Below are 20,323 nucleotides of genomic sequence, written 5' to 3' on the forward strand. Positions count from 1 at the left end.
CGCGGCGGGCGGTTGTGGTCCCCAAGCCAAGGGCGGGGGAGCGGTGACGCGCGGGGCCCAAGCCCCCCCCCAGGGGCCCTTCCCCGCGACAGCAACCTACCAGCTCACTCTGAGCCCCAGATTTCCCCGCAGACCATCCAGGTCATTGTCATCCAGATTGCTGCTGTAATCGGCGCTCAGGTAAAGACTGATCTCACGTGACAATCTGGCTGTCAGACCCACTCCCATATCCGCCGTGGTGGCTTTGTGCTCAGTCTTGATCCGGTCGCTGTGATCGAAGGTCAGCGTGTCCGAGCCGTCGAAGTTGTGCCACAGGTTGCCCTGCACAAACGGTTCGACCGGGATACCCCGCACTTGATAGCGACCTTCAAGTCGCCCGCCGAGACGTGCGGTGGTGTAGGGCTGTGAGTCGAACGCGACGTGTGAAATTCCATCGTTCTGGCTATCAAGATCGATACGCTGGTGGATCACTTGTGCCTGAGGCTCGATGACCCAGTCCGGGTTCAGCTCAATCGGATAACCTGCCTCGATGGAAAAACTCAGGGCATCGCCTTCAATGTCCATGGGAATTCCACGTTGCGAGCGGGTAGAGCCATCCACTCGCGTACCCATTGCCACGGCATCCACATACCAGCCTTGCGGGTCTATCAAGGTCCAGTAAAGGCTCAGGCTATCGCCCTGGACTTTCAGTTTGCCGGTACGGCGATCCTTGAAGCCTTCGGCAAAGCCTTTGACGTGGCCGTCCAGTCGAGTGTGGGCCACGAACAGACCCGCCCGCTGGGTGCGCCCGCTGCCGGTTTGCAGGGCAAGCAGGTCATGGCCGATCTGATAGCCCTTGAGCGACGCATCCAGGTTCGGAGCTACCGTGCCCGACCAGTCCTGCCTGAAGTCGTTGCCGAATATACGCGCCCAGCCGGCAGGAAAGGCACCGGTTTCGGTCAACAGGTTCTGGTCGCCTTGACGCTCATGGAAGGTGCCCAGGGATGACAGCGCCAGCTTTGCCACGGCTGGCGGTACAACGGCGTAATTCGGCACTTCCAGGCGATACAAGGGAATGGGCGCAGCGCCACGTACCGGCTCGGGAAGCGGCGGGGTGCCCGGAGCCGGGACGGGTTGGGTCATTGCCGGTTGCACGGTGGGCGTTGGAGATGTTGGTGGTGTCGGAGTGGGGGACGGAGCTACAGGAGGTGTGGGCGGTATCTGAGTAGGTGGTTGAGGTGGCACTGGTATCGGAGGCGGTTCAGCGACAGGCTCTTCTGGCACGGATATGGCCGACAGAGGTACGGAAATCACTGATGAGCGCAGAAACCAGCTGTTCTCTGAACCGGCAGTAGCACCGCCCTTGAACAGGTAGTACTGATAGGCACCGACAGACAATGAGTTTTGCAGTGAAAAGGCCGAGTTATCGCTGGTCGCGCCATTGGCGGCCTCTACTACCTCGATCCCGTTCTGAAGCGTCAGCGCACCAGTGCCACCCAGATTATTGACTGCGATCCGGGTTGTGCCGCTGATCGAACCTCGGGAAACCACCAGCTTGTCGCTGGGTGAACTGTCGTCGCCCAGCACCGATTGCAGCAGCAGTTGCCCGTTGCTGCCAACGTAATTGCCATTGACCGTCAGGGTGTCAGTGGCGCTGCTGCTACCGTTGCTCATGTCCAGAGTGCCAGCATTATTGAGTGTGGTCAGACCGCTGCTGGTAAAGGGCGAAATGCTGCCCGATGCCGACGTCAGGGTGCTGCTGGCGTCGACATTCATGACTCCGGTTTCGCTGACGCTGTCTCCTAGTGTGAAAATGCCCGCCAGATCCAGCCGTGAACCATTGCTCACATTGACCGTTTCCCAATTGGTATAGCGTGCGGGATTTGCTGAGGTTGTTGCATCGAAAGTCAGCAGGTCCGTACCCGCGCCGCCATTGAGCAGAGGGTTGGGGCCCAGGAAGCTCTCATTCAGATTGCGCAGTGTCGCGGTGTCATTATCGCCTTCCATCAATACACTGCCGCGTATGTAGCCGCCATTGAGCCAAGTGAAGGTGTCATTGCCAAAGCTGGCGCGAACCCCGCCGCGAATCTCGCCGCCACTGACGGTCACCCGGTCGTTGCCACCGCTGACGCTGACGACCCCGCCAATACTGCCGCCCGACAGAATGATGGTGTCGCGACCAAAGCCTGTGACCAGATTATTGACGATGGTCCCGCCCGACATATCAAAGGTATTGTCATCCAGCTTCATGTCCACGCGGCCTATGGTCCCACCCGTCATTCGGGCCTGATCGCCATCCTCGAAGGCGTTGCTGATGGTGCCTTCGGTCATCAGAAAAGTGTCGAGGCCATCGCCTTGAGTCAGCGAGCGCAGGGTGCCGCCGCTCATGAAAAAATTATCGCGATCAGTCCCCTGATTGACATCGCCCGTGATGTTTCCAGCGGTGATGCGAAATTGATCCGCTCCAGCGCCCTGATTGAAACTGCCGGTGATGTTGCCGGAATTCATCTCAATACTGTCGCTTCCTGATCCATAGGTGACGCTGCCGATAATCGATCCCGTACCTCCGGCCGGAAAGATCAGCGTGTTGTTACCGACGGGTTTGTTCAAAGGGCCGCTGCTGCCGCTGTCACAGACCTGTATAGCGTTGCCGATGGTTGTGGCCAGATCGCAGGCACCATGAGCGTGGGGTGAGATGAAGCTCAGTACAGCCAGGGGAAGGATTCGTGCGGTGTAGCGCAGAAGTAACCGGTGGTCGATTCTCATGACAGCTCTCTCTGAACGCGTGGTCAGGGAGGCTGTTCATGGTTCCGTTACTGGCCTGTCCACCACGCAAGGGACGTCCATGAAGGGTTTTATCAGCCCGATCAATGGCTAACAGAGTCAAGTCAAGATCCGATTGAGTGGGTCGTCAATTAGTTGACCGACAGGCGGTGTCGGGCTTTGTCTGCCAGCAGGCTCAGAGGCCTTTTTGAGGGCGGCGTGATAACCAGAACGTCAGCGCCAGGGCGATGATCGACAGCAAAGAGGCATAAAAGAAAATCCAGCCATAGCCCTGACCCAGAGCAATGAAGCCCATCACCGGACCGGCAATCGCCAGTGCCAGGTCGAAGAACACCGCATAGGCGCTCAAGCCTGCGCCACGACTCGTGGTGGGGACTTGCTTGATGGCCTCCACACCCAATGCCGGATACACCAGCGACAGTCCCAGGCCGGTCAGGCCCGCGCCCGCCAGAGCAAAACCGGTATTGGGCGAAAGCCACAGCATGACCAGCCCGACGGTTTCCACAGCCATGCACAGCATCGCCGCAGTGAAGCCACCCAGGCGATTGATGGCACCGATAAAGAGCAGCCGCGCAAGGATGAAGCACACCCCGAACATGCTCAGGCACCAGGCAGCACCTTCCCAGCCACGACTGATATAGAACAGGGTGATAAATGTCGTCAGGGTGCCGTAGCCGATGGAAGAGAGTGTCAGCCCAAGGCCATAGGGCGCGATACGCCCGAACACCGACCAGTAGGGCAGGCGCTCGCCGGCAATCACTGGCACCGATGGCTTCTTGCGGATCATCACCAATGCCAGGGCAGCCATGGTGATCAAGGCAATGCCCAGGCTGTTGAATCCTGTGTGATCGATCACTACGACACCGACTGGCGCGCCGATGGCAATGGCGCCATAGGACGCGATGCCATTCCAGGAGATCGAACGTGCCGTATGTTCCGCGCCGACCTTGCCAATGCACCAACTGATGGTGCCAACCCCGATCATGCCCTGAGAAACGCCGAGAAACAGACGCGCCACGATCAGAATCCACAGGCTGGCCAGCGGGATGCTTTCCAGCAGCGTGGCGACCAGCGTCAGGACACCACTGATGGCTATCCCGCAAAGGCCAAGGACGATGGCGCGCTTGCTGCCCATATTGTCTGTAATCCGCCCGGCAAAAGGGCGGCTGAGCAGGGTGGCCAGGTATTGCGAACCAATGGTCAGGCCAGCGACAACAGCGCTGAAGCCGAGCTGGTCATGCACATAACCGGGCAGCACGGCAATCGGCAGGCCGATGCACAGGAACGCGATGAAGGTATAGGAGACGATGGAGACAATTTGCAGCGTGATCGTCATGGAACTGGGCTGCGCTGAAGGTTTTTGGCTTGTGGCGGCAGGCATCGGACTCGTTCGCTGGCAGGCGGTTGGAATGCATTCATCATGGCTCGGTAACGGCATAAATGAAAGCTTGCTAACAATCACGTGGGGCGTATTGCTGTTATTCGTGACTAGTCATAGGATGACTGACCACAAACACAATAACAAAAGGTGCGGCATGAAAAGAAATCTCCTGTTGGCGGCTGCGGTTTCCTGCTCGTTCGGTCTGTCTGCTCACGCAGCGACTTTCGCCTACATCTCCAGTCCTGCGGACGGGCTCATTTCCCAGTACCGGCTTGACGCGAAAAGCGGAGCGCTGAGCCTGATCGAGCAGACCAAGGCGGGCGATCAGGTCAATCCCATGGCACTCTCTCCTGATGGCAAGACGCTGTTTGCTGCCTTGCGGGCCAAGCCTTATCAGGTAGTCGGTTTCGGCATCGAGCCCGGAACGGGGCATCTGAAACAAATCTCCCAAGGGCCGCTGGCCGAAAGCCTGGCCTATCTGTCCACTGATCGCAGCGGCCGATTCCTGCTTGGCGCGTCCTATGGCGGCGACCTGCTGAGCGTTCAGCCCATCGATGAGCAGCAGCGCCCGAGCGACAAGATTCAGACCTACAAGACCGGCCTGCATGCGCATTCGGTTCGCACAGACCCGAGCAACCGATTTGTATATGCCGGTAACCTGGGTGTCGATCATGTCCTGCAATACCGCCTGGAAAAGGACGGCACACTTGCGCCGATAGGGACGGGCTACGTCACCGTCGCAGACAAGACCGGTCCACGCCATCTGGCTTTCTCGCCGGACGGCAAGTTCCTGTATGTAGTGGGAGAAATGAGCGGCACCGTGACCGGCTTTGCGATCAATGACAAAACCGGTGCGCTGACCCAGGTGACTCAGGCTGCCGGTATACCGGAGCGCCTGAAACTTGCCCATGGCGAGGTACGCGACGCCCGCAACAACGACCTCAAGGACGACCCGACTCCGCGCATCTGGGCGGCCGATATCCGCATGGCGCCGGATGGCAAGCTGCTGTTTATCAGCGAGCGTACGTCCAGCAGCGTATCGGCTTTCAAGGTCGAGCCTTCCAGCGGCAAGCTGACCTATCTTGAGAACTACGCGGTTCAGGAGAAGCAGCCACGCAATATCGCAGTATCCCCTGATGGGCACTGGTTGCTGGTGACGGGAGAGAAGAGCGAGGTAGTGGGCAGTTATTCGATTGGCGCAGAGGGCGTATTGAAGCGTGTGGGCGAAGCGCCGTCGGGTAAAGGTGCGCTTTGGATCGAGGTGTTGGAACAGCCGGGGGCTTGATTGACGCTTTCGCGAATAAGCGGAGCGCCGCCCGATTCGCTCCTACGGGAAATACACCGTAGGAGCGAATTCATTCGCGACAGGCGAGCTTAGATCACCACACCCTGACTACGCAGGTAGTCATCGTAGGTGCCGCTGAAGTCGATCACGCCGCTCGGGCTGAGTTCGATGATGCGGGTGGCCAGCGAGGATACGAACTCCCGGTCATGGCTGACGAAAATCAGCGTGCCCGGATAGTTTTCCAGCGCCAGGTTCAGGGCCTCGATGGACTCCATGTCCAGGTGGTTGGTCGGTTCGTCCATCACCAGCACGTTCGGCTTCTGAAGGATCAGCTTGCCGAACAGCATGCGGCCTTGCTCACCACCGGAAATGACCTTGACCGACTTGAGGATCTCGTCGTTGGAGAACAGCATGCGGCCCAGCGTGCCGCGTACCAGTTGCTCGCCGCCCTGGGTCCACTGACCCATCCAGTCGAACAGTGAGCAGTCGTCTTCGAAGTCGTGGGCATGGTCCTGGGCGTAATAGCCGATTTCCGCGGATTCGGTCCACTTGATCGAACCGGCATCCGGCGTCAGGTCGTTGACCAGAGTACGCAGCAAGGTGGTCTTGCCGATACCGTTCGGGCCGATGATCGCTACGCGCTCGCCGGCTTCAACCGTGAAGCTGAAATCCTTGAACAGCGTGTTGCCATCGAACCCTTTGGCCATGTGCTCCACGACCACTGCTTGACGGTGCAGCTTCTTGGTCTGTTCAAAACGAATGAACGGGCTGACACGGCTGGAGGGCTTGACCTCGGCCAGCTGGATCTTGTCGATCTGCTTGGCACGGGAGGTTGCCTGCTTGGCTTTCGAGGCGTTGGCCGAGAAGCGGCTGACGAAGGATTGCAGCTCGGAAATCTGTGCTTTTTTCTTGGCATTGTCGGCCAGCAACTGCTCGCGGGACTGGGTCGCCACGGTCATGTACTCGTCGTAGTTGCCCGGGAACAGACGAAGCTCGCCGTAATCCAGGTCAGCCATGTGGGTGCACACGCTGTTCAGGAAGTGACGGTCGTGAGAGATGATGATCATCAGGCTGTTACGCTGGGTCAGAACGTTTTCCAGCCAGCGAATGGTGTTGATGTCCAGGTGGTTGGTCGGTTCGTCGAGCAACAGCACTTCAGGATCGGAAAACAACGCCTGAGCCAGCAGGACGCGCAGTTTCCAGCCCGGCGAAACTTCGCTCATCGGGCCATTGTGCTGCTCGATGCCGATACCCAGGCCCAGCAGCAGCTCGCCAGCGCGGGACTCGGCGGTGTAGCCATCCATTTCCGCGAACTCGGTTTCCAGCTCGGCAACGGCCATGCCGTCGTCTTCGGTCATTTCCGGCAGCGAGTAGATACGGTCGCGCTCAGCCTTGACCTTCCACAGCTCTTCGTGACCCATGATCACGGTGTCCAGAACGGTGAATTCTTCGTAGGCGAACTGATCCTGGCGCAATTTACCCAGGCGCACGTTCGGTTCCAGCATGACCTGGCCACCCGAAGGCTCCAGGTCACCGCCCAGAATCTTCATGAACGTGGATTTGCCGCAGCCGTTGGCGCCGATCAGGCCGTAACGGTTACCGGCACCAAACTTGACCGAGACATTCTCGAACAAGGGTTTGGGACCGAACTGCATGGTTATATTCGCGGTGGAGATCAATTGCCTTACCTATCAATAACTTGGGAAATGCCGATGTGAGCCGTACCCGAAGGGCGGCTCGCTCCAGTCGGAGCTTGAGTGGTTCCAGCGAGGCATACGTCGATAGCAACCAGCCTCTCAGAGACGGGTTGCCGGAATATGAATGCGGGGTTCATGCCAGACTTTGGCGCGCATTGTCGCATAGGTGGGGCGGTAGTTGTACGGTGACGGGTCATGAATGCGTGGCTTTCTCTTGCTAACCGGCTTCCCGGTCGCTGTCAGTCACAGTAAGCTGTCGTGCGCAATCACCAGAATCTGAACAAACGGAATTCCAGTTCGACGGGAAATCGCTATGCCTAGACGTTTCAGAGGAGTACGCATGCAATTGGGTGTGCCCAATATTGGTGGGCATCTAAATACATTGATTCTAAACAACTCTCAGTATCGCGATATTGTGTGTTTTGTATTGAACAACAACCCTGGCTATAGCGAAATTCATGTGCATAGAAATGGTCTGAGGCAGGCTGTGATGATCTCACGTGTGGTGAGCGGGTATGGTGGAGGGCGAAACCATCTCTTGCATACGGATCCGCTTTTCACTGAAGCAGCGCAAGCCGCATCGGCCCATTGAGGTTGTACCTTTAAAGAGCGCGTACCGATTATCGGGAGCTGAAGCCGCCCTGATCTCTGTCAATGGCGAATTCCGTCTTGGTGCCTACGCTTTTGCCACAAGGGCCGGATACCCTGTCCAGACCCTTGCATTCAGGAGTAGTCCAATGTCGAGCAAGCCACCGCTCTTTAACGATGACATCCAGGCATGGGATCTGTACGCCTCTGCCGCGCTCAGTGCATTCATTGCCAGGGGAGAGTCCGCTGAACCTGCGGTTGAGGCCGCGGCCGATCTGGCGGATAACCTTCTCAAGGAGCGAGCAAAGCGTATCAAGGCTGCCAAGGAGCATCTTTTTCAGCACTGATTCGCCCGGGGCTCCAGGCGCGGGTGTCGTGACGAAGCGTCAGCTGATATGTTCGCAGCCTTCGGTTATGAATCAAGAGCTCGAAATGCTGCGAATACTCGGCAAGGCATCGTCAATCAACGTAAGAAAAGTACTCTGGGCATGCGCCGAAACAGACCGGCCTTTTGAGCGGGAAGACTGGGGAAGCGGTTTTCGGGCAACGGATACGCCCGAGTTCATGGCCTTGAATCCCAATGCCATGGTGCCCGTGATTCTGGAAGACGACTTTGTCTTGTGGGAATCCAATACCATCATTCGCTATCTGGCAGCCGCTCACCCGGATGAGGGGTTCTACCCGTCACAGCCCAGAGCCAGAGCCCGCATAGATCAGTGGATAGACTGGCAGGCAACGGACCTCAACAAGTCCTGGACCTATGCGTTTATGTCGCTGGTCAGGCGTTCGGCCGAATTTCAGGATCGAGATGCGTTGAAGGCATCCTGCAACAGTTGGTCCAGGCATATGCAGATACTGGATCGACAGCTTGAGCTGACTGGCGCTTATGTGGCCGGCGAGTCGTTTACCCTTGCCGATATACCGATTGGCCTCTCGGTCAATCGATGGTTTGAAACGCCGCTGGAGCATCCCGATTTTCCCGCAGTCGCTGCTTACTATGAGCGTCTGAGCGAGCGTCCCGGTTATTTGTTGTATGGCAGAAACGGAACTCCTTGACCGGATATTCACCGAATCCCTTCGTAAACAGGAGTCGCAGTCATGACCACCCTAAAAATAACCGCTGGCGGATATGAGTTCCTGGCCGAGGCCAATCCCGATGCGCCGCACACCGTTGCGGCCTTTTTGAAGTTGTTGCCTTATCGGCAGAAGTTCATTCATGTGCGCTGGAGCGGAGAGGGGTGCTGGGTGCCGCTGGACGATTACCAGCTCATGCTTGACGACAAACCCATCGGCTTCGAGAACGCGACCAGTCATCCTTCGGTGGGTGACATCCTGTTTTATCCGGGTGGTTACAGTGAAACCGAGATCATCCTGGCTTACGGCTCCTGCTGTTTTGCCAGCAAGATGGGGCAACTGGCGGGTAATCACTTCCTGACCATCGTTGAAGGCAAGGAAAACCTGCGCAAACTGGGCGTCAAGACCTTGTGGGAAGGGGCTCAGGATGTGGTTTTCGAGTTGGCCGAAGGTTGACTGGCAGCATGCGGTGCTAGAATCGGCTTTTTTCGACGAAGGCATGTCATGAAATTTCCGGTTTCTATCATCGCGGCAGCCCTGTTGCTGGCCGGGTGCGCGGCTCCCTCTGACTCGGCCCGTTCGGCCGGGCCGACCAAGGTCCTGTCCAGCAACAAGCAGGATGCTGCTGTCGCTCAATGCATTCAGGTGTCCTGGCAGAACGAAGCCATGTTCGGCACCACTTCGGATGTGTTCCTTCACAAGCTATCCGGTGGCGGCTTTACAGTCTTCACCACTGAAGCCAGATACTTCGCCGACGTGCGCAGTACAGGCCCAGCCACCGAAATCGAGTTCTATGCGCCGCAAGGCGATAGCCACTCCGCGTTGAGGGCAGCGGCGATCGCGACCTGTTTGTAAGAGGGAAGCAGGCTGAAAGCTACAAGCTACAAGCTACAAGCTACAAGCTTGAGGCTTACGGCTTACGGCTTGAAGCTTTCAGTTGTGAGCGGCTTGAAACTTGCTTGAAGCTTGAAACTTGCAGCTTGTAACTTTCAGCCCCCGGAGCCCCCATGCCTATCCCTGTCCCCGATAAAGGAACTGCCGAGCCAGGCCATAGCTTGTTGTGCGATGTAAGCCTGCCGGCTCTGGTGATCCACAATCAGGCGCTGGAGCACAATATTCGCTGGATGCAGGCCTTTGTCACTCAGAGCGGTGCGCAGTTGGCACCCCATGGCAAGACCAGCATGGTGCCTGCCTTGTTTCGTCGTCAGTTGGAAGAGGGTGCATGGGGCATTACCCTGGCCACTGCGGTGCAAACCCGCACTGCTTTTGCCCATGGCGTGCGTCGGGTGCTGATGGCCAATCAGTTGGTCGGCACTCCCAACATGGCAATCATTGCCGAGATGCTTGCTGATCCGCTGTTCGAGTTTCATTGCATGGTCGATCACCCGGATAACGTGGCGGCCTTGGGCGAGTTCTTTTCAGCACGCGGGCTGCGGCTGAATGTCATGATCGAATATGGCGTGCCCGGTGGCCGTTGCGGCTGTCGTACCGAACTGGAGGTGCTGGCGCTGGCAGAGGCGATCAATGCTCAACCCGCCCTGGCCCTCACCGGTATCGAAGGCTACGAAGGCGTGATCCATGGCGATCAGGCGATTGAAAGCATCAAGGCCTTTGCCGCGTCACTGGTGCGGCTGGCTGTCGAGTTGCAGGACAAGCAGGCCTTTGCCCTGGATCGTCCCATCGTGACCGCTTCGGGCTCAGCCTGGTATGACCTGATCGCCGAAGCTTTTGATGCCCAGGCTGTGCGTCAGCGTTTCCTCAGTGTGCTGCGCCCTGGCAGTTATGTGGTTCATGACCATGGCATCTATAAAGCTGCGCAATGCTGCGTGCTTGATCGTCGCGCCGATCTGGGCGAAGGACTGCGTCCGGCCATGGAGGTCTGGGCGCATGTGCAGTCCTTGCCTGAACCGGGTTTTGCCGTGGTCGCTCTGGGCAAGCGCGATATTGCCTACGACGCTGGTCTGCCCAATCCGTTGCGGCTTTACAAGGCCGGTTCGCTGTCATCCAGAGGCGATGACGTCAGTGCTTGCAAGGTCACGGCCTTGATGGATCAGCATGTCTTCATGACGATTGCGCCCGGTTGCGAATTGAAGGTCGGCGATATCATCTCCTTTGGTTCCTCCCATCCATGCCTGACCTTCGACAAGTGGCGCTCCGGGTGTCTGGTCGATGAGGAACTGAAGGTGATCGAAAGCTTCAATACATACTTTTAAGGTAATGGCACATTTACCATCAAACATGCAGTTGATCGCCTAAGGTTATGAAAGGAAAGCATTTCGCTGGAGCTTGCAGGCGAATCCGGCGACCATAGGCGTCCGACGATTCTCTATCCGGAGCCTGCGTGCCTGACGATCTGCCTTCCGCTCTTCCTCCCGACCTGGATGTCGAACTCAATCCGCCCGAGCGCCTGCCGCTGTTCAAACGCCTGCTGTCACGCTTGATCGGTCGTGGTTTGACGGGGCTTGGCGCTCAGCACAGGCCTTCGTGGTTTCAGGGGCATGCCGACGGGTATCTGAGCGGGCACATCGAGGGCGTGAACGAGGGTTACGCCGAAGGCCGTCTGGATGGGCTGGAGCAAGGCCGTAATGTCTTGCTGATTCGCGATACCCGTCCAGTCGAGCATCGTGGGCCGAAAGTCGATGATCATCTGTTCGATGACTGGCGTCTGGCGCTGACGCCCGAGCTGAAAAAGCGCATCAAGGCCGATGTCGCGCAAAAGCTGCCGCCCCATGCCCAGCCCAGCCCCGCGCAATGGAAAATGATTTTCAGCGATACGCCATCCACTTACGTAATTGCCGGCGCAGGAGCCGGCAAGTCCACATCGCTGGTGCTGCGGGTGTTGTTGCTTCACCACTACCTGGGGTTCGAGCTGGAAGCCATGACCGTGGTGACGTTCACCCGCGAGTCGCGCAAGGATTTCATCGGCAAGCTGATCGAGATAATGGCCTTGTGGGGTCATACCCTGAGCCACAAGCAGGCCCGGGATCTGGTTCGCACCTTCCACTCGCGAATCCTGCCTCTGGTTCGCAGCCTGCCGGGCTTCGAGCAACTGCGCGCTTTCGAGAATCTGGGCAATACGTCGGCCGCTGGGGACGAGGCCGACAGTAACCCGTTTGATCTGCGCATCAACGACGCCCAGCGTCAGCAATTGAACCTGTGCTATCGCGACCTGTATGCCAGCAGCGAACGCTTTCGCGAGGTGATTGCGCCGCTGTACCGCCATGCGCTGCAACTCAAGGAACTGGATCGCGATCACCCGGATGTGCAAAAGCGCATCACCGTGACTGAGCTATCGTCCAAGCGCGATGAAGAGCTGTGCGACATCATCGAGGACCTGTGGATTCGGGCAAAGGCCTGGCCCATAAAAGGCATTGAGCCCATGCGCCAGACCCTTGAAATCAATGGTTTTGCCTTTCACGTTCATGGCTACATCGCCGAGCTGGATGCCTGGGTCGTGCTGGGGCTTGATTCCAGCGAAGACCAACAGATGAAACGCCCCGGCGCCAAGCTTCCGGTCTGGGCCGAATGGGTCATCAAGCGCACACTGTTTCAAGCTTTCTGCCGCAAGCCGTTGATCTGGTTCGAGAACTACGAAGCGGCTGGCAAGGTGCTGCAATCCCTGGCCGGATCGGCCGTAGCGGGGCCGGGGTTCGATTACCGGGTCAAGGGTGAGCTGGGCGCTGCACCGCTGCTGGATTGCTTTGTCATGGCCGCCAGCTTTATCGAGAACCTTGGCCTCGATGTGCCCTCTGCCGTGGCTGAAATGAGTTTTGCCAGCAATGACCCTGACCGGTTTTTCTTCGAGGGTTTGAGCCTGTTCTGGAAGGCCCTTGAGAACCATCTGCTGGATCAGAAGCCGCCGATCATGACCTACAACCGGATGTTCGCCCTGTTTGGCGAAACATCACCGGAAAACCTGCGTCAGGTCAGCAATGAAGTGCTCAGGCCTCTGGCGCACCTGATGATCGATGAGTTCCAGGATGTCTCACCGCAGATCGTGCCCTGGATAAGGGCCAGCCTGCAGGAAATCCGACGTCGTGGCCCGGCCATGCACACCGGTCGCGTGGCCAGGCATTCATCGTTGCTGTGTGTGGGTGATGACTGGCAGTCCATCTATGGCTGGCGAGGCAGCTCGCCACACTACTTCATGGAGTTTCCCAAGGAGTTCTCATCGCCCGCGACCACCAAGGTCATGCTCAGCGATAACTTTCGCAGCCATCAGCACATTATCGATGCCGCCGAGCATATCGTGCGGGCTGCGCCTGCCATTGCGGGCAAGAAGGCCAAGGCCAGCGGCGCTGTCCAGGAACGGGTGCCGGTAACGGTGCTGAACCGCGATGACAATGAACTGGCCGAGCGTGTGGCCGAGCACTACAACGCCGGTGACTCGATCCTGCTGCTGTATCGAAAGAACAGTGAAAAGGCCATGATTTCCGAGCAACTGAAATCCCTGATCCAGGCTGATGCGGCCATGGGGCAGCAGGCGCGGCGAATCAGGATGCTGACCTATCACAGCTCAAAGGGATTGCAGGCCGATGCAGTATTCCTGCTAGGGGATTGTCAGCACTCGACGCTGTCGCCTTACAAGAATCAGGTGTATCGCCTGGCCGGTCTTGGTGATGCCGCAGATTCGCAGTCGTTCGACAATGCCCAGCAGGACGAAGTCCTGCGCCTGGCCTATGTGGCCATCACTCGTGCGGTACGCCATTGCTACTGGTACATCGATGAAAGCTCTGCGGGGAACGACCATATCAAGGTGCCCAAGGCATCGGACAGGGTTGCCCGGGACAAGCCTTTTTTCGATGACCTGCGCAAGAATCGATGAATGAGTGGGTGGGAGCTTAAGGCTCCCGTCTGTTTTACAGGAAGCCAGCCAGTTGATTGCTGCCGAACAGTTCCATCTCGGCTTCGATAGCCTCGATGATCCGCTCTACGTCGCTGGCGTTCATGACGGTTGCGCAGGGCAGGCCGGCAATCGCCACTACCGTTTCACCGCTGGCCCGATCGAACAGGCGGGCAATCATGCTGCTGGGGGCATCCATGGTGGCTTCAAAGCCAACCGGATGAAAGTGCCAGCGCATCAGTTGGCATGCATTGGGGAACGTGACTTTGGTCATGGAAGCGGCCCACCTGATTCAATCGAGCAATTCCTTCGGCCCCAATGGGTAGGGAGACCAGTCGAGATGCGACCGATAAAAGCCGAAGTGACCAAACAGTGAACAATCCTGAATGATCGTACTGCTTTCCAGCGGGATGATCTGAACGGTCTGACGAGACCTAAAAATAGCACCTGCCTGCACACAGCTGGAAAATATTTTCAGGCGCCAGTCGAATTTTTCAAATAATTTGATGTACGTCAAAAACGTTTGATCCTGCGAGCTGTTTGCTTCAAGTATTGAGGTGTGCCCGATGGATAGGGCAAGCTGGTTTCATTGACCCATGGAGTTGAAGAATGCTGAGTAAATCCGTTGCTGCTCTGATGTTGCTGGTTTCCACCAGTCATGCAGCAGACAGGGTCAATATCTACAACTGGACCGACTACATCGCGTCCGACACCCTGAAGAATTTTCAGGCGGCAACCGGTATCAAGCCCGATTACCAGACCTACGAAACCAATGAAGCCCTCAATGCCAGGCTCATGGCCCGTCACTCGGGTTATGACATCGTGGTCCCGTCGGTGCATTTCATGGCGCGGCAGATCGACAAGGGCGCCTTGAAGGTGCTCGACAAGCATCAGCTACCCAACTGGAAGAATCTGAACCCGGTCCTGCTCAAGGCGCTGGAGGTCAACGACCCTGGTAATCGGCATGGGTTTCCCTATCTGTGGGGCAGCACCGGCATCGGTTACAACGTGGACAAGGTCAAGGCCGTACTGGGTGACGACACGCCGCTGGACTCCTGGGACCTCATCCTGAAGCCGGAGAATATGCAAAAGCTTGCCCAGTGTGGTGTTGCCATCCTGGATAACGCTGCGCAACTGTTTCCGATCGTCTTGAATTATCTGGAACTGCCTCCCCACAGCGAGCAACCTGAAGACTATGCAAAGGCCGGGGCTGCACTGGCTGCCATTCGTCCCTATGTTCTGTACTTCGACTCGGTCAAGTACATCGAGGATCTGGGCAGCGGCAAGATCTGCATGGCATTGGGTTTTTCCGGTGATATGGCTCAGGCCCAGGACCGCGCAGATAAAGCCGATAACGGCATAAAAATCGGTTACACCGTCCCCAGAGAGGGCGCGCCGATGTGGTTCGACATGGTTGCCATGCCCATCGATGCTCCCAATGAAAAGGCTGGCTATGCCTTCATGAATTACCTGTTGCGTCCGGAAGTGATGGCCCACATCACCAACGAGGTCAAATATGCCAATGGCAATGAAAAAGCCGATGCATTGATCGACCCGGCTCTTTGGGCTGACACCAGCGTTTATCCCAATGCCGAGATGCTCAGCAGGATGTTCGTGCTTGAGCCGGTCGAGATGAAAACCGAAGCGTTGCGCACACGTATCTGGGCCAGTACCAAATCAGGAAATTGAATAGGATGGGGCAACTTTCCAGTCTGGAAATATCAGTGAAGTGCAACAAAAAGTCGTCACTTTGACGTCAGAAAAGATTTCCTGTTTTTGACTCCATTTATTCTCAAGTGCGACCGATAACCGGTTTATGGGGGATGGCTTTTATGCTGTCGCCCCTCTAATTGGCGAGGGTTCTGACTCTCTCGTTTCGTTATGCACGGATCGCATCGGGTTGTATCTCCCAAGAGAATGATTCCATGTCACTACGAAGCATCAATATTGCGCCTCGTGCTTTTCTGGGCTTTGCCTTTATTGCCGTTCTGGTAATAGGGCTGGGCATTTTCGCACTCAACCGCATGTCGATCATTCGCCAGGCAACCACGGACCTGGAAACCAACATGCTGCCCAGCATCGGCTATCTGGGCGAAGTAGACGAGAACCTGCTGCTGTTACGCATCATGTCGTTCAGGTACCTGATCAACCGGGAGCCCGAGCAGATACAGGAAACCGAAAGCCGTGCCCAGCTGTTGACTCAAAAACTCAAGAAAGCCGAATCCAGTTATGCAGCCTTGCCAGCGGACGGTGAGGAAAAAGACATCTACAGAAAGTTTCAAGTGTCGTTGGCCGAATACCTGGATATACAACAAACGGCGATAACGCTGTCGCGCAGTAATGATCTTGAAGCGTTGAAGACACTGGTCAACACGAAGATGAAAACCAGTACGGATTCGATCGCTTCGCAACTTGATCAATTGATCACAATCAATAAAAAATCGGCTCTGGATGCTTCCGAACTTTCAAGCATACACTTTGATAATGCCAATACCGCAGTCATTCTTGTTTCGGTGCTGGCGGCGGTCTTGACGGTTCTTCTGGCCTGGTTGTTGACGCGCAGTATTGTCATGCCATTGTCCAGAGCAGTACGTGCTGCACAGGAAATCTCCGACGGTAACCTGACCCGGCATATCGAAGTAGACGGCAATGACGAACCTGCACGTCTGCTGGAAGCTCTGGTAGTGATGCAGCAGAACCTGCGCAAGACCATCGAACAGATTTCAGGTTCTGCAACTCAGCTGGCTTCGGCGGCTGAAGAGCTGAGCGCGGTGACTGAAGAGTCCTCCCGCGGGCTGCAACAGCAGAATGATGAGCTTGAACAGGCGGCCACCGCCGTCAACCAGATGACCGCTGCCGTGGAAGAAGTAGCACGCAACGCGGTATCCACTTCTCAAGCCTCGCAGCAATCCAACGAAACAGCGCGTCAGGGGCGGGACAAGGTGGTGGAAACGGTGAAGGCGATCCAGGTCATGACCCAGGACGTACAGAGCGCTTCCAGTCTGGTCGAAGGGCTGGCCACTCAGGGACGCGAGATCGGCAAAGTACTGGATGTGATTCGTGGCATCGCCGAGCAGACCAACCTGCTGGCACTCAACGCTGCCATCGAAGCCGCACGTGCAGGCGAGGCGGGCAGAGGGTTTGCGGTCGTGGCAGACGAAGTGCGGGCGCTGGCGCATCGTACCGCCCAGTCGACCCGGGAAATCGAGCAGATGGTTGCAGGCATCCAGAGCGGCACTGGGCAGGCGGTGGAGTCCATGACCCTCAATACCGGCCGTACCCGAGTCACGCTGGACCTGGCTCAGGCCGCAGGCGATGCTCTGGAGCGGATCACCGATGCCATCTCGCAGATCAACGAGCGCAATCTGGTGATTGCCAGTGCTTCGGAGGAACAGGCTCAGGTTTCCCGGGAAGTTGACCGCAATCTGGTGAATATCCGTGACCTGGCCAACCAGTCCGCCGCTGGTGCCAATCAGACCAGCGCTGCCAGCCACGAGCTTTCACGACTGGCGGTGGGTCTCAATACGATGGTGGGTCGATTCGTGATCTGAAACTGGAGTGGGAGGCGGCAAGCCGCTTCCCACTAACGCCAACTCTTGAAACAAAATCTCATTCGCAATTTTTTTGCCAATACTTGCTTGTTTCTCGCAAAAAATCCTTGTGGTACTCCCCTTAATGAGCTTTTAAAGCTCATCAGAGAGCCTTTTTTTGGCGATCTTTTCTCTCGCGTTTTGTCTGTTTTTGCCTGCCGAATGCAACAAGAAGGCTTTTTTGGACTCCTACCATCCGAATTCTTCATATCGAAACATAACGGTATTAGTCTTTAAGCGTGATCAAGGGTACGTATTCGACTGATCCACAAAGGATTTCCCGGGGGCTGCGAACCCGCTCATGGCTGGCATATTCGCATCAGCTACACGCTGAATTTACATAAACACGTGCCGGACTCCATACCATGAATATGTCAAAACTCTCCTCCATAAGCCGCGTCTATCGCCGTTACGCCTGGTTTCTTTTTCCTGCCTTGTTGGTTTTCTGCGCGGCCTTCTGGCTTTCTATCGGCCGCGGGGTGCATGCCGAACCGAAAAACGGCACGCAAACCCTCGTATTCCTGCGCCATGCAGAGAAACCTTCCATGGGTCTTGGGCAGTTGAATTGCCAGGGCTTGAACCGCGCCATCGATTTGTCCGAGCTGTTGCCAAGGACCTATGGCAAGGCCGACTTCATCTTTGCCGCCAACCCGAGTCGTCATGTGGAAGAGGGTGAGGGTGATCTGTCCTACAGCTACCTGCGACCCTTGATGACAGTCGGACCCAGCGCAATCAAGCTGGGCCTGCCGGTCAATATCGACTTTGGTGCCAATGACACCGGCGCCCTGGCCGATGAACTGATGCATGACAAGTATCACAACGCAACTATCTACACGGCCTGGTCCCACGGTTATCTGCCGGAGTTGATCAACAAGGTCGCCCAGGAAGCTTCGGGCCAGAAAATGAAGCTGCTGGACGACTGGACGGGTGACGACTTCGATTCGGTGCTGGTGATTACCCTGAAATGGGTCAATGGCAAGGCCACGCTGGATTACGAGAACCATAGGCAAGGCCTCGATAATGGCATCGTCTCCTGTCCGACCTGATCGAAACCGCCCGTTCATGTCTGTGCGCGTCATGCTGGCTTGACGATATAGCCGGGAAGTCTGTTATCTGTGGCCATTGCCCATGGCCGAGGAACAGCGCATGTACAAGGATTACCCAGCCGCTTATCAGGTCAGCAAAGGTGCTGCGCTACAAGTGGACAAGCCGTTTTACGAGCGTATACGCGCCAGCGTCGATCAACGCACGCTGATCGAGAAATTCGAGGTGCCGATTCGCACCGGTCGGGCCTGGAAGGTCAAGGCGGGGCAGGTGTTTCGGGTCACCACGCCGGTGGGGCCGCAGGTTGGTGACTTCAATGTCTGGAGTGCCGATGATCCTCGGGAGCGCATGTGGGCTTCCCGTACTCGCCAGTTGCAGGGCGCTCATGTGACGACTCACGACAGGCTCTGGTCGAACCTGCCATTCCTGCGGCCCATGGTGACCATCACTGACGACAGCCTGGCCAGCTACGGCATCGACGAGCATGGCGGACGTCTGCATGATCTGCTTGGCACTCGCTGCGATCCTTACGTCAACAAGATGCTGACCGGCGAAGACTTTCACCATCACTGTCACTCCAACCTGACCCGTGCCGTGTTGCCCCACGGCCTGACCGAATTCGATGTCCATGATGTGCTCAATATCTTCCAGTGCACCGGCCTCAATCACGACGACATGTATTTCATGAAAGCCTGCCCGGCCCGCCAGGGCGATTATCTGGAGTTCTTTGCGGAAATTGACCTGCTGTGCGCCTTGTCCACTTGCCCCGGCGGTGATCTGTCATTGCCGATGTGGGGGCCGGACGCTCAGGACCCGTTATCCGTTTGCCGCCCGTTGGGTGTGGAAATCTACAGCCTGGAAGACTCATTGCTGGAAGGCTGGAAGTCACCTCAACGTGCAAGCTACGACGGCTTGCATGGGTTGAAGATTGCGCCGGCAGAGTGGGAAAAGTAGCCGCAGGCCATCAAGTTCATCGTTTACCCATGGCTTTACGGTTTGAGCCCGGATAATGTGTGAGCCCCTGTGTCTATATCAGCGCAGTACAGGGGCGCGAAGGGCCGAATGTCCCGCGCATGAGCCGATCACGGAGGAATGGCCGGGCATCTGACCGATGCATCACCGCTGGCTATCCGGACTCGAACTGACTCATGTGCTCTGTTTTTCGTACCTTGTCGGTACTTGTTGTCGTGCTCGGCCTTTCGGGCTGCATCGCCAACCCCATTCCGCTGACGCCACAGACTGTCGAGCGCCTGCACCAGCAAGCGCCCGTGCGGTTTCTGCTGACCTTTGACGACGGCCCAAGCGCATCGAGCTTCTACAACCCGACGCTTACGGTGCTCGACAGCCTGGCCCGTAATCCGCTGCAACCGGATATCAAGGCCGTATTCTTCGTTCAGACAGGCTCCAGCGGCGCAGGCGGCAGTGAGCAAGGGCGCGCAATCATGCAGCGCCAGAACGAGGAAGGGCATGTGATGGGTTTTCATACCAGCACGCCGCATCACACCAATCACCGCTCGCTGAACCCTGAAGAGCTTGAGCAATCCCTTACGCAAGGCAGTGCGATCATCGCCAGCATCACTGGCACGCCGACGGTTTTGTTGCGCCCGCCATTCTGGAACTACGACAAACGCACCTTCGCCGCCTATCGGCAGCATGGCTTGCATGTGCTGTTGACCGACCTGAGTGCCAATGACGGCAAGATATGGGGTTACAACTTCAGCCTGCGCCGCCGTTCCAATATGGTCCGCCAGCTATCGGAAGTGCGCGAGCGCATCGCCGCAGGCGAGCTGCCCTCCGTCGAGGGCGTCATACCGGTGGTGGTCACGTTTCATGATCTGAATCGCTACACGGCCCGGCATGCTCGGGAATACCTGCAGATACTGATCGACAGCGCCCATGAAACCGGCGTGCCCCTGGCTGAAAAGCCTTTCTACGACGACAGCGCGCAACTCAAGCGTGCAGCACTGGCTCGTACGGTCAAGAGCAGTGATGAGGCTGTGCGTTTGCCGGGCATATGGAACTGGCTCTGGGATCAAAACTCGCACTAGGCTCTAACCC

18 protein-coding genes are annotated in these 20,323 nt (G+C 57.1%); 13 read left to right on the forward strand and 5 right to left on the reverse strand.

Annotation, left to right across the window (positions count from 1 at the left end):
- Positions 1 to 96: 96 nt before the first annotated feature.
- On the reverse strand, positions 97 to 2,745 hold the full coding sequence (locus tag K5D32_RS08195) for an autotransporter outer membrane beta-barrel domain-containing protein (protein ID WP_221599779.1): 2,649 nt from the start codon (positions 2,743 to 2,745) through the stop codon (positions 97 to 99).
- A gap of 193 nt (positions 2,746 to 2,938) precedes the next feature.
- Entirely contained in the window at positions 2,939 to 4,144 is a 1,206-nt protein-coding gene (locus tag K5D32_RS08200; protein WP_221599781.1) for an MFS transporter, read from the reverse strand.
- A 154-nt stretch (positions 4,145 to 4,298) separates the two neighbouring features.
- On the opposite strand from K5D32_RS08200, the gene K5D32_RS08205 reads away from it, so the two are divergent.
- On the forward strand, positions 4,299 to 5,429 hold the full coding sequence (locus K5D32_RS08205) for a lactonase family protein (protein WP_221599783.1): 1,131 nt from the start codon (positions 4,299 to 4,301) through the stop codon (positions 5,427 to 5,429).
- An 89-nt stretch (positions 5,430 to 5,518) separates the two neighbouring features.
- Here K5D32_RS08205 and K5D32_RS08210 read toward each other — a convergent pair whose 3' ends face one another.
- Positions 5,519 to 7,108 (reverse strand): ABC-F family ATPase, encoded by a 1,590-nt coding sequence (locus K5D32_RS08210; RefSeq protein WP_221599785.1) that lies wholly within the window; start codon positions 7,106 to 7,108, stop codon positions 5,519 to 5,521.
- A gap of 358 nt (positions 7,109 to 7,466) precedes the next feature.
- Between K5D32_RS08210 and K5D32_RS08215 the strand changes: the two genes are divergently transcribed.
- From K5D32_RS08215 to K5D32_RS08245, 7 genes are all read left to right on the forward strand, one after another.
- The gene (locus K5D32_RS08215; protein ID WP_221577576.1) at positions 7,467 to 7,718 is read left to right on the forward strand and encodes a hypothetical protein; all 252 of its coding nucleotides are present in this window, start codon (positions 7,467 to 7,469) and stop codon (positions 7,716 to 7,718) included.
- Between the two features lie 145 nt (positions 7,719 to 7,863).
- The gene (locus K5D32_RS08220; RefSeq protein ID WP_221577575.1) at positions 7,864 to 8,061 is read left to right on the forward strand and encodes a hypothetical protein; all 198 of its coding nucleotides are present in this window, start codon (positions 7,864 to 7,866) and stop codon (positions 8,059 to 8,061) included.
- Between the two features lie 85 nt (positions 8,062 to 8,146).
- The gene (locus K5D32_RS08225; protein ID WP_221599847.1) at positions 8,147 to 8,770 is read left to right on the forward strand and encodes a glutathione S-transferase family protein; all 624 of its coding nucleotides are present in this window, start codon (positions 8,147 to 8,149) and stop codon (positions 8,768 to 8,770) included.
- A 42-nt stretch (positions 8,771 to 8,812) separates the two neighbouring features.
- Positions 8,813 to 9,244, forward strand: a complete 432-nt coding sequence (locus tag K5D32_RS08230) for a DUF3830 family protein (protein WP_221594035.1) — start codon at positions 8,813 to 8,815, stop codon at positions 9,242 to 9,244.
- A 48-nt stretch (positions 9,245 to 9,292) separates the two neighbouring features.
- A complete protein-coding gene (locus tag K5D32_RS25920; protein ID WP_260407307.1) occupies positions 9,293 to 9,643 on the forward strand; it encodes a 2-oxoacid ferredoxin oxidoreductase in 351 nt (116 codons plus the stop codon).
- Between the two features lie 152 nt (positions 9,644 to 9,795).
- On the forward strand, positions 9,796 to 11,001 hold the full coding sequence (locus K5D32_RS08240) for an amino acid deaminase (RefSeq protein WP_221599787.1): 1,206 nt from the start codon (positions 9,796 to 9,798) through the stop codon (positions 10,999 to 11,001).
- 128 nt (positions 11,002 to 11,129) lie between these two features.
- On the forward strand, positions 11,130 to 13,613 hold the full coding sequence (locus K5D32_RS08245; RefSeq protein ID WP_221599789.1) for a UvrD-helicase domain-containing protein: 2,484 nt from the start codon (positions 11,130 to 11,132) through the stop codon (positions 13,611 to 13,613).
- 34 nt (positions 13,614 to 13,647) lie between these two features.
- Here K5D32_RS08245 and K5D32_RS08250 read toward each other — a convergent pair whose 3' ends face one another.
- Both K5D32_RS08250 and K5D32_RS08255 read right to left on the reverse strand, forming a co-directional pair.
- Positions 13,648 to 13,905 (reverse strand): DUF1652 domain-containing protein, encoded by a 258-nt coding sequence (locus tag K5D32_RS08250; RefSeq protein ID WP_122320400.1) that lies wholly within the window; start codon positions 13,903 to 13,905, stop codon positions 13,648 to 13,650.
- An 18-nt stretch (positions 13,906 to 13,923) separates the two neighbouring features.
- Positions 13,924 to 14,148, reverse strand: a complete 225-nt coding sequence (locus K5D32_RS08255; protein ID WP_221577571.1) for a hypothetical protein — start codon at positions 14,146 to 14,148, stop codon at positions 13,924 to 13,926.
- A gap of 92 nt (positions 14,149 to 14,240) precedes the next feature.
- Here K5D32_RS08255 and K5D32_RS08260 point away from each other — a divergent pair, with 92 nt between their 5' ends.
- From K5D32_RS08260 to K5D32_RS08280, 5 genes are all read left to right on the forward strand, one after another.
- A complete protein-coding gene (locus K5D32_RS08260; RefSeq protein ID WP_221577570.1) occupies positions 14,241 to 15,320 on the forward strand; it encodes a polyamine ABC transporter substrate-binding protein in 1,080 nt (359 codons plus the stop codon).
- A gap of 236 nt (positions 15,321 to 15,556) precedes the next feature.
- Positions 15,557 to 17,182 carry a methyl-accepting chemotaxis protein gene (locus tag K5D32_RS08265; RefSeq protein WP_221599791.1) on the forward strand — a complete coding sequence of 542 codons (1,626 nt, stop codon included), beginning with the start codon at positions 15,557 to 15,559 and terminating at the stop codon, positions 17,180 to 17,182.
- A 404-nt stretch (positions 17,183 to 17,586) separates the two neighbouring features.
- A complete protein-coding gene (locus K5D32_RS08270) occupies positions 17,587 to 18,267 on the forward strand; it encodes a hypothetical protein (RefSeq protein ID WP_221594032.1) in 681 nt (226 codons plus the stop codon).
- Between the two features lie 100 nt (positions 18,268 to 18,367).
- Positions 18,368 to 19,219 (forward strand): DUF1989 domain-containing protein, encoded by an 852-nt coding sequence (locus K5D32_RS08275; RefSeq protein ID WP_221599793.1) that lies wholly within the window; start codon positions 18,368 to 18,370, stop codon positions 19,217 to 19,219.
- A 194-nt stretch (positions 19,220 to 19,413) separates the two neighbouring features.
- Positions 19,414 to 20,313: a polysaccharide deacetylase family protein gene (locus K5D32_RS08280; protein ID WP_221599795.1), complete on the forward strand. Its 900-nt coding sequence runs from the start codon at positions 19,414 to 19,416 to the stop codon at positions 20,311 to 20,313.
- Positions 20,314 to 20,323: the final 10 nt, after the last annotated feature.

It is taken from the genome of Pseudomonas cichorii (assembly GCF_019719005.1).
GTDB classification, from domain to species: Bacteria; Pseudomonadota; Gammaproteobacteria; order Pseudomonadales; family Pseudomonadaceae; genus Aquipseudomonas; species Aquipseudomonas cichorii_E.

What these genes read in the sequence shown, in the direction of transcription:
- K5D32_RS08275 (WP_221599793.1), top strand. Translation starts at nt 18,368, where the DNA reads ATGTACAAGGATTACCCAGCCGCTTATCAGGTCAGCAAAGGTGCTGCG.
- K5D32_RS08240 (WP_221599787.1), top strand. Translation starts at nt 9,796, where the DNA reads ATGCCTATCCCTGTCCCCGATAAAGGAACTGCCGAGCCAGGCCATAGC.
- K5D32_RS08265 (WP_221599791.1), top strand. Translation starts at nt 15,557, where the DNA reads ATGTCACTACGAAGCATCAATATTGCGCCTCGTGCTTTTCTGGGCTTT.
- K5D32_RS08225 (WP_221599847.1), top strand. Translation starts at nt 8,147, where the DNA reads ATGCTGCGAATACTCGGCAAGGCATCGTCAATCAACGTAAGAAAAGTA.
- K5D32_RS08260 (WP_221577570.1), top strand. Translation starts at nt 14,241, where the DNA reads ATGCTGAGTAAATCCGTTGCTGCTCTGATGTTGCTGGTTTCCACCAGT.
- K5D32_RS08220 (WP_221577575.1), top strand. Translation starts at nt 7,864, where the DNA reads ATGTCGAGCAAGCCACCGCTCTTTAACGATGACATCCAGGCATGGGAT.
- K5D32_RS25920 (WP_260407307.1), top strand. Translation starts at nt 9,293, where the DNA reads ATGAAATTTCCGGTTTCTATCATCGCGGCAGCCCTGTTGCTGGCCGGG.
- K5D32_RS08230 (WP_221594035.1), top strand. Translation starts at nt 8,813, where the DNA reads ATGACCACCCTAAAAATAACCGCTGGCGGATATGAGTTCCTGGCCGAG.
- K5D32_RS08270 (WP_221594032.1), top strand. Translation starts at nt 17,587, where the DNA reads ATGAATATGTCAAAACTCTCCTCCATAAGCCGCGTCTATCGCCGTTAC.
- K5D32_RS08195 (WP_221599779.1), bottom strand. Translation starts at nt 2,745, where the DNA reads ATGAGAATCGACCACCGGTTACTTCTGCGCTACACCGCACGAATCCTT.
- K5D32_RS08215 (WP_221577576.1), top strand. Translation starts at nt 7,467, where the DNA reads ATGCAATTGGGTGTGCCCAATATTGGTGGGCATCTAAATACATTGATT.
- K5D32_RS08205 (WP_221599783.1), top strand. Translation starts at nt 4,299, where the DNA reads ATGAAAAGAAATCTCCTGTTGGCGGCTGCGGTTTCCTGCTCGTTCGGT.
- K5D32_RS08250 (WP_122320400.1), bottom strand. Translation starts at nt 13,905, where the DNA reads ATGACCAAAGTCACGTTCCCCAATGCATGCCAACTGATGCGCTGGCAC.
- K5D32_RS08200 (WP_221599781.1), bottom strand. Translation starts at nt 4,144, where the DNA reads ATGCCTGCCGCCACAAGCCAAAAACCTTCAGCGCAGCCCAGTTCCATG.
- K5D32_RS08280 (WP_221599795.1), top strand. Translation starts at nt 19,414, where the DNA reads ATGTGCTCTGTTTTTCGTACCTTGTCGGTACTTGTTGTCGTGCTCGGC.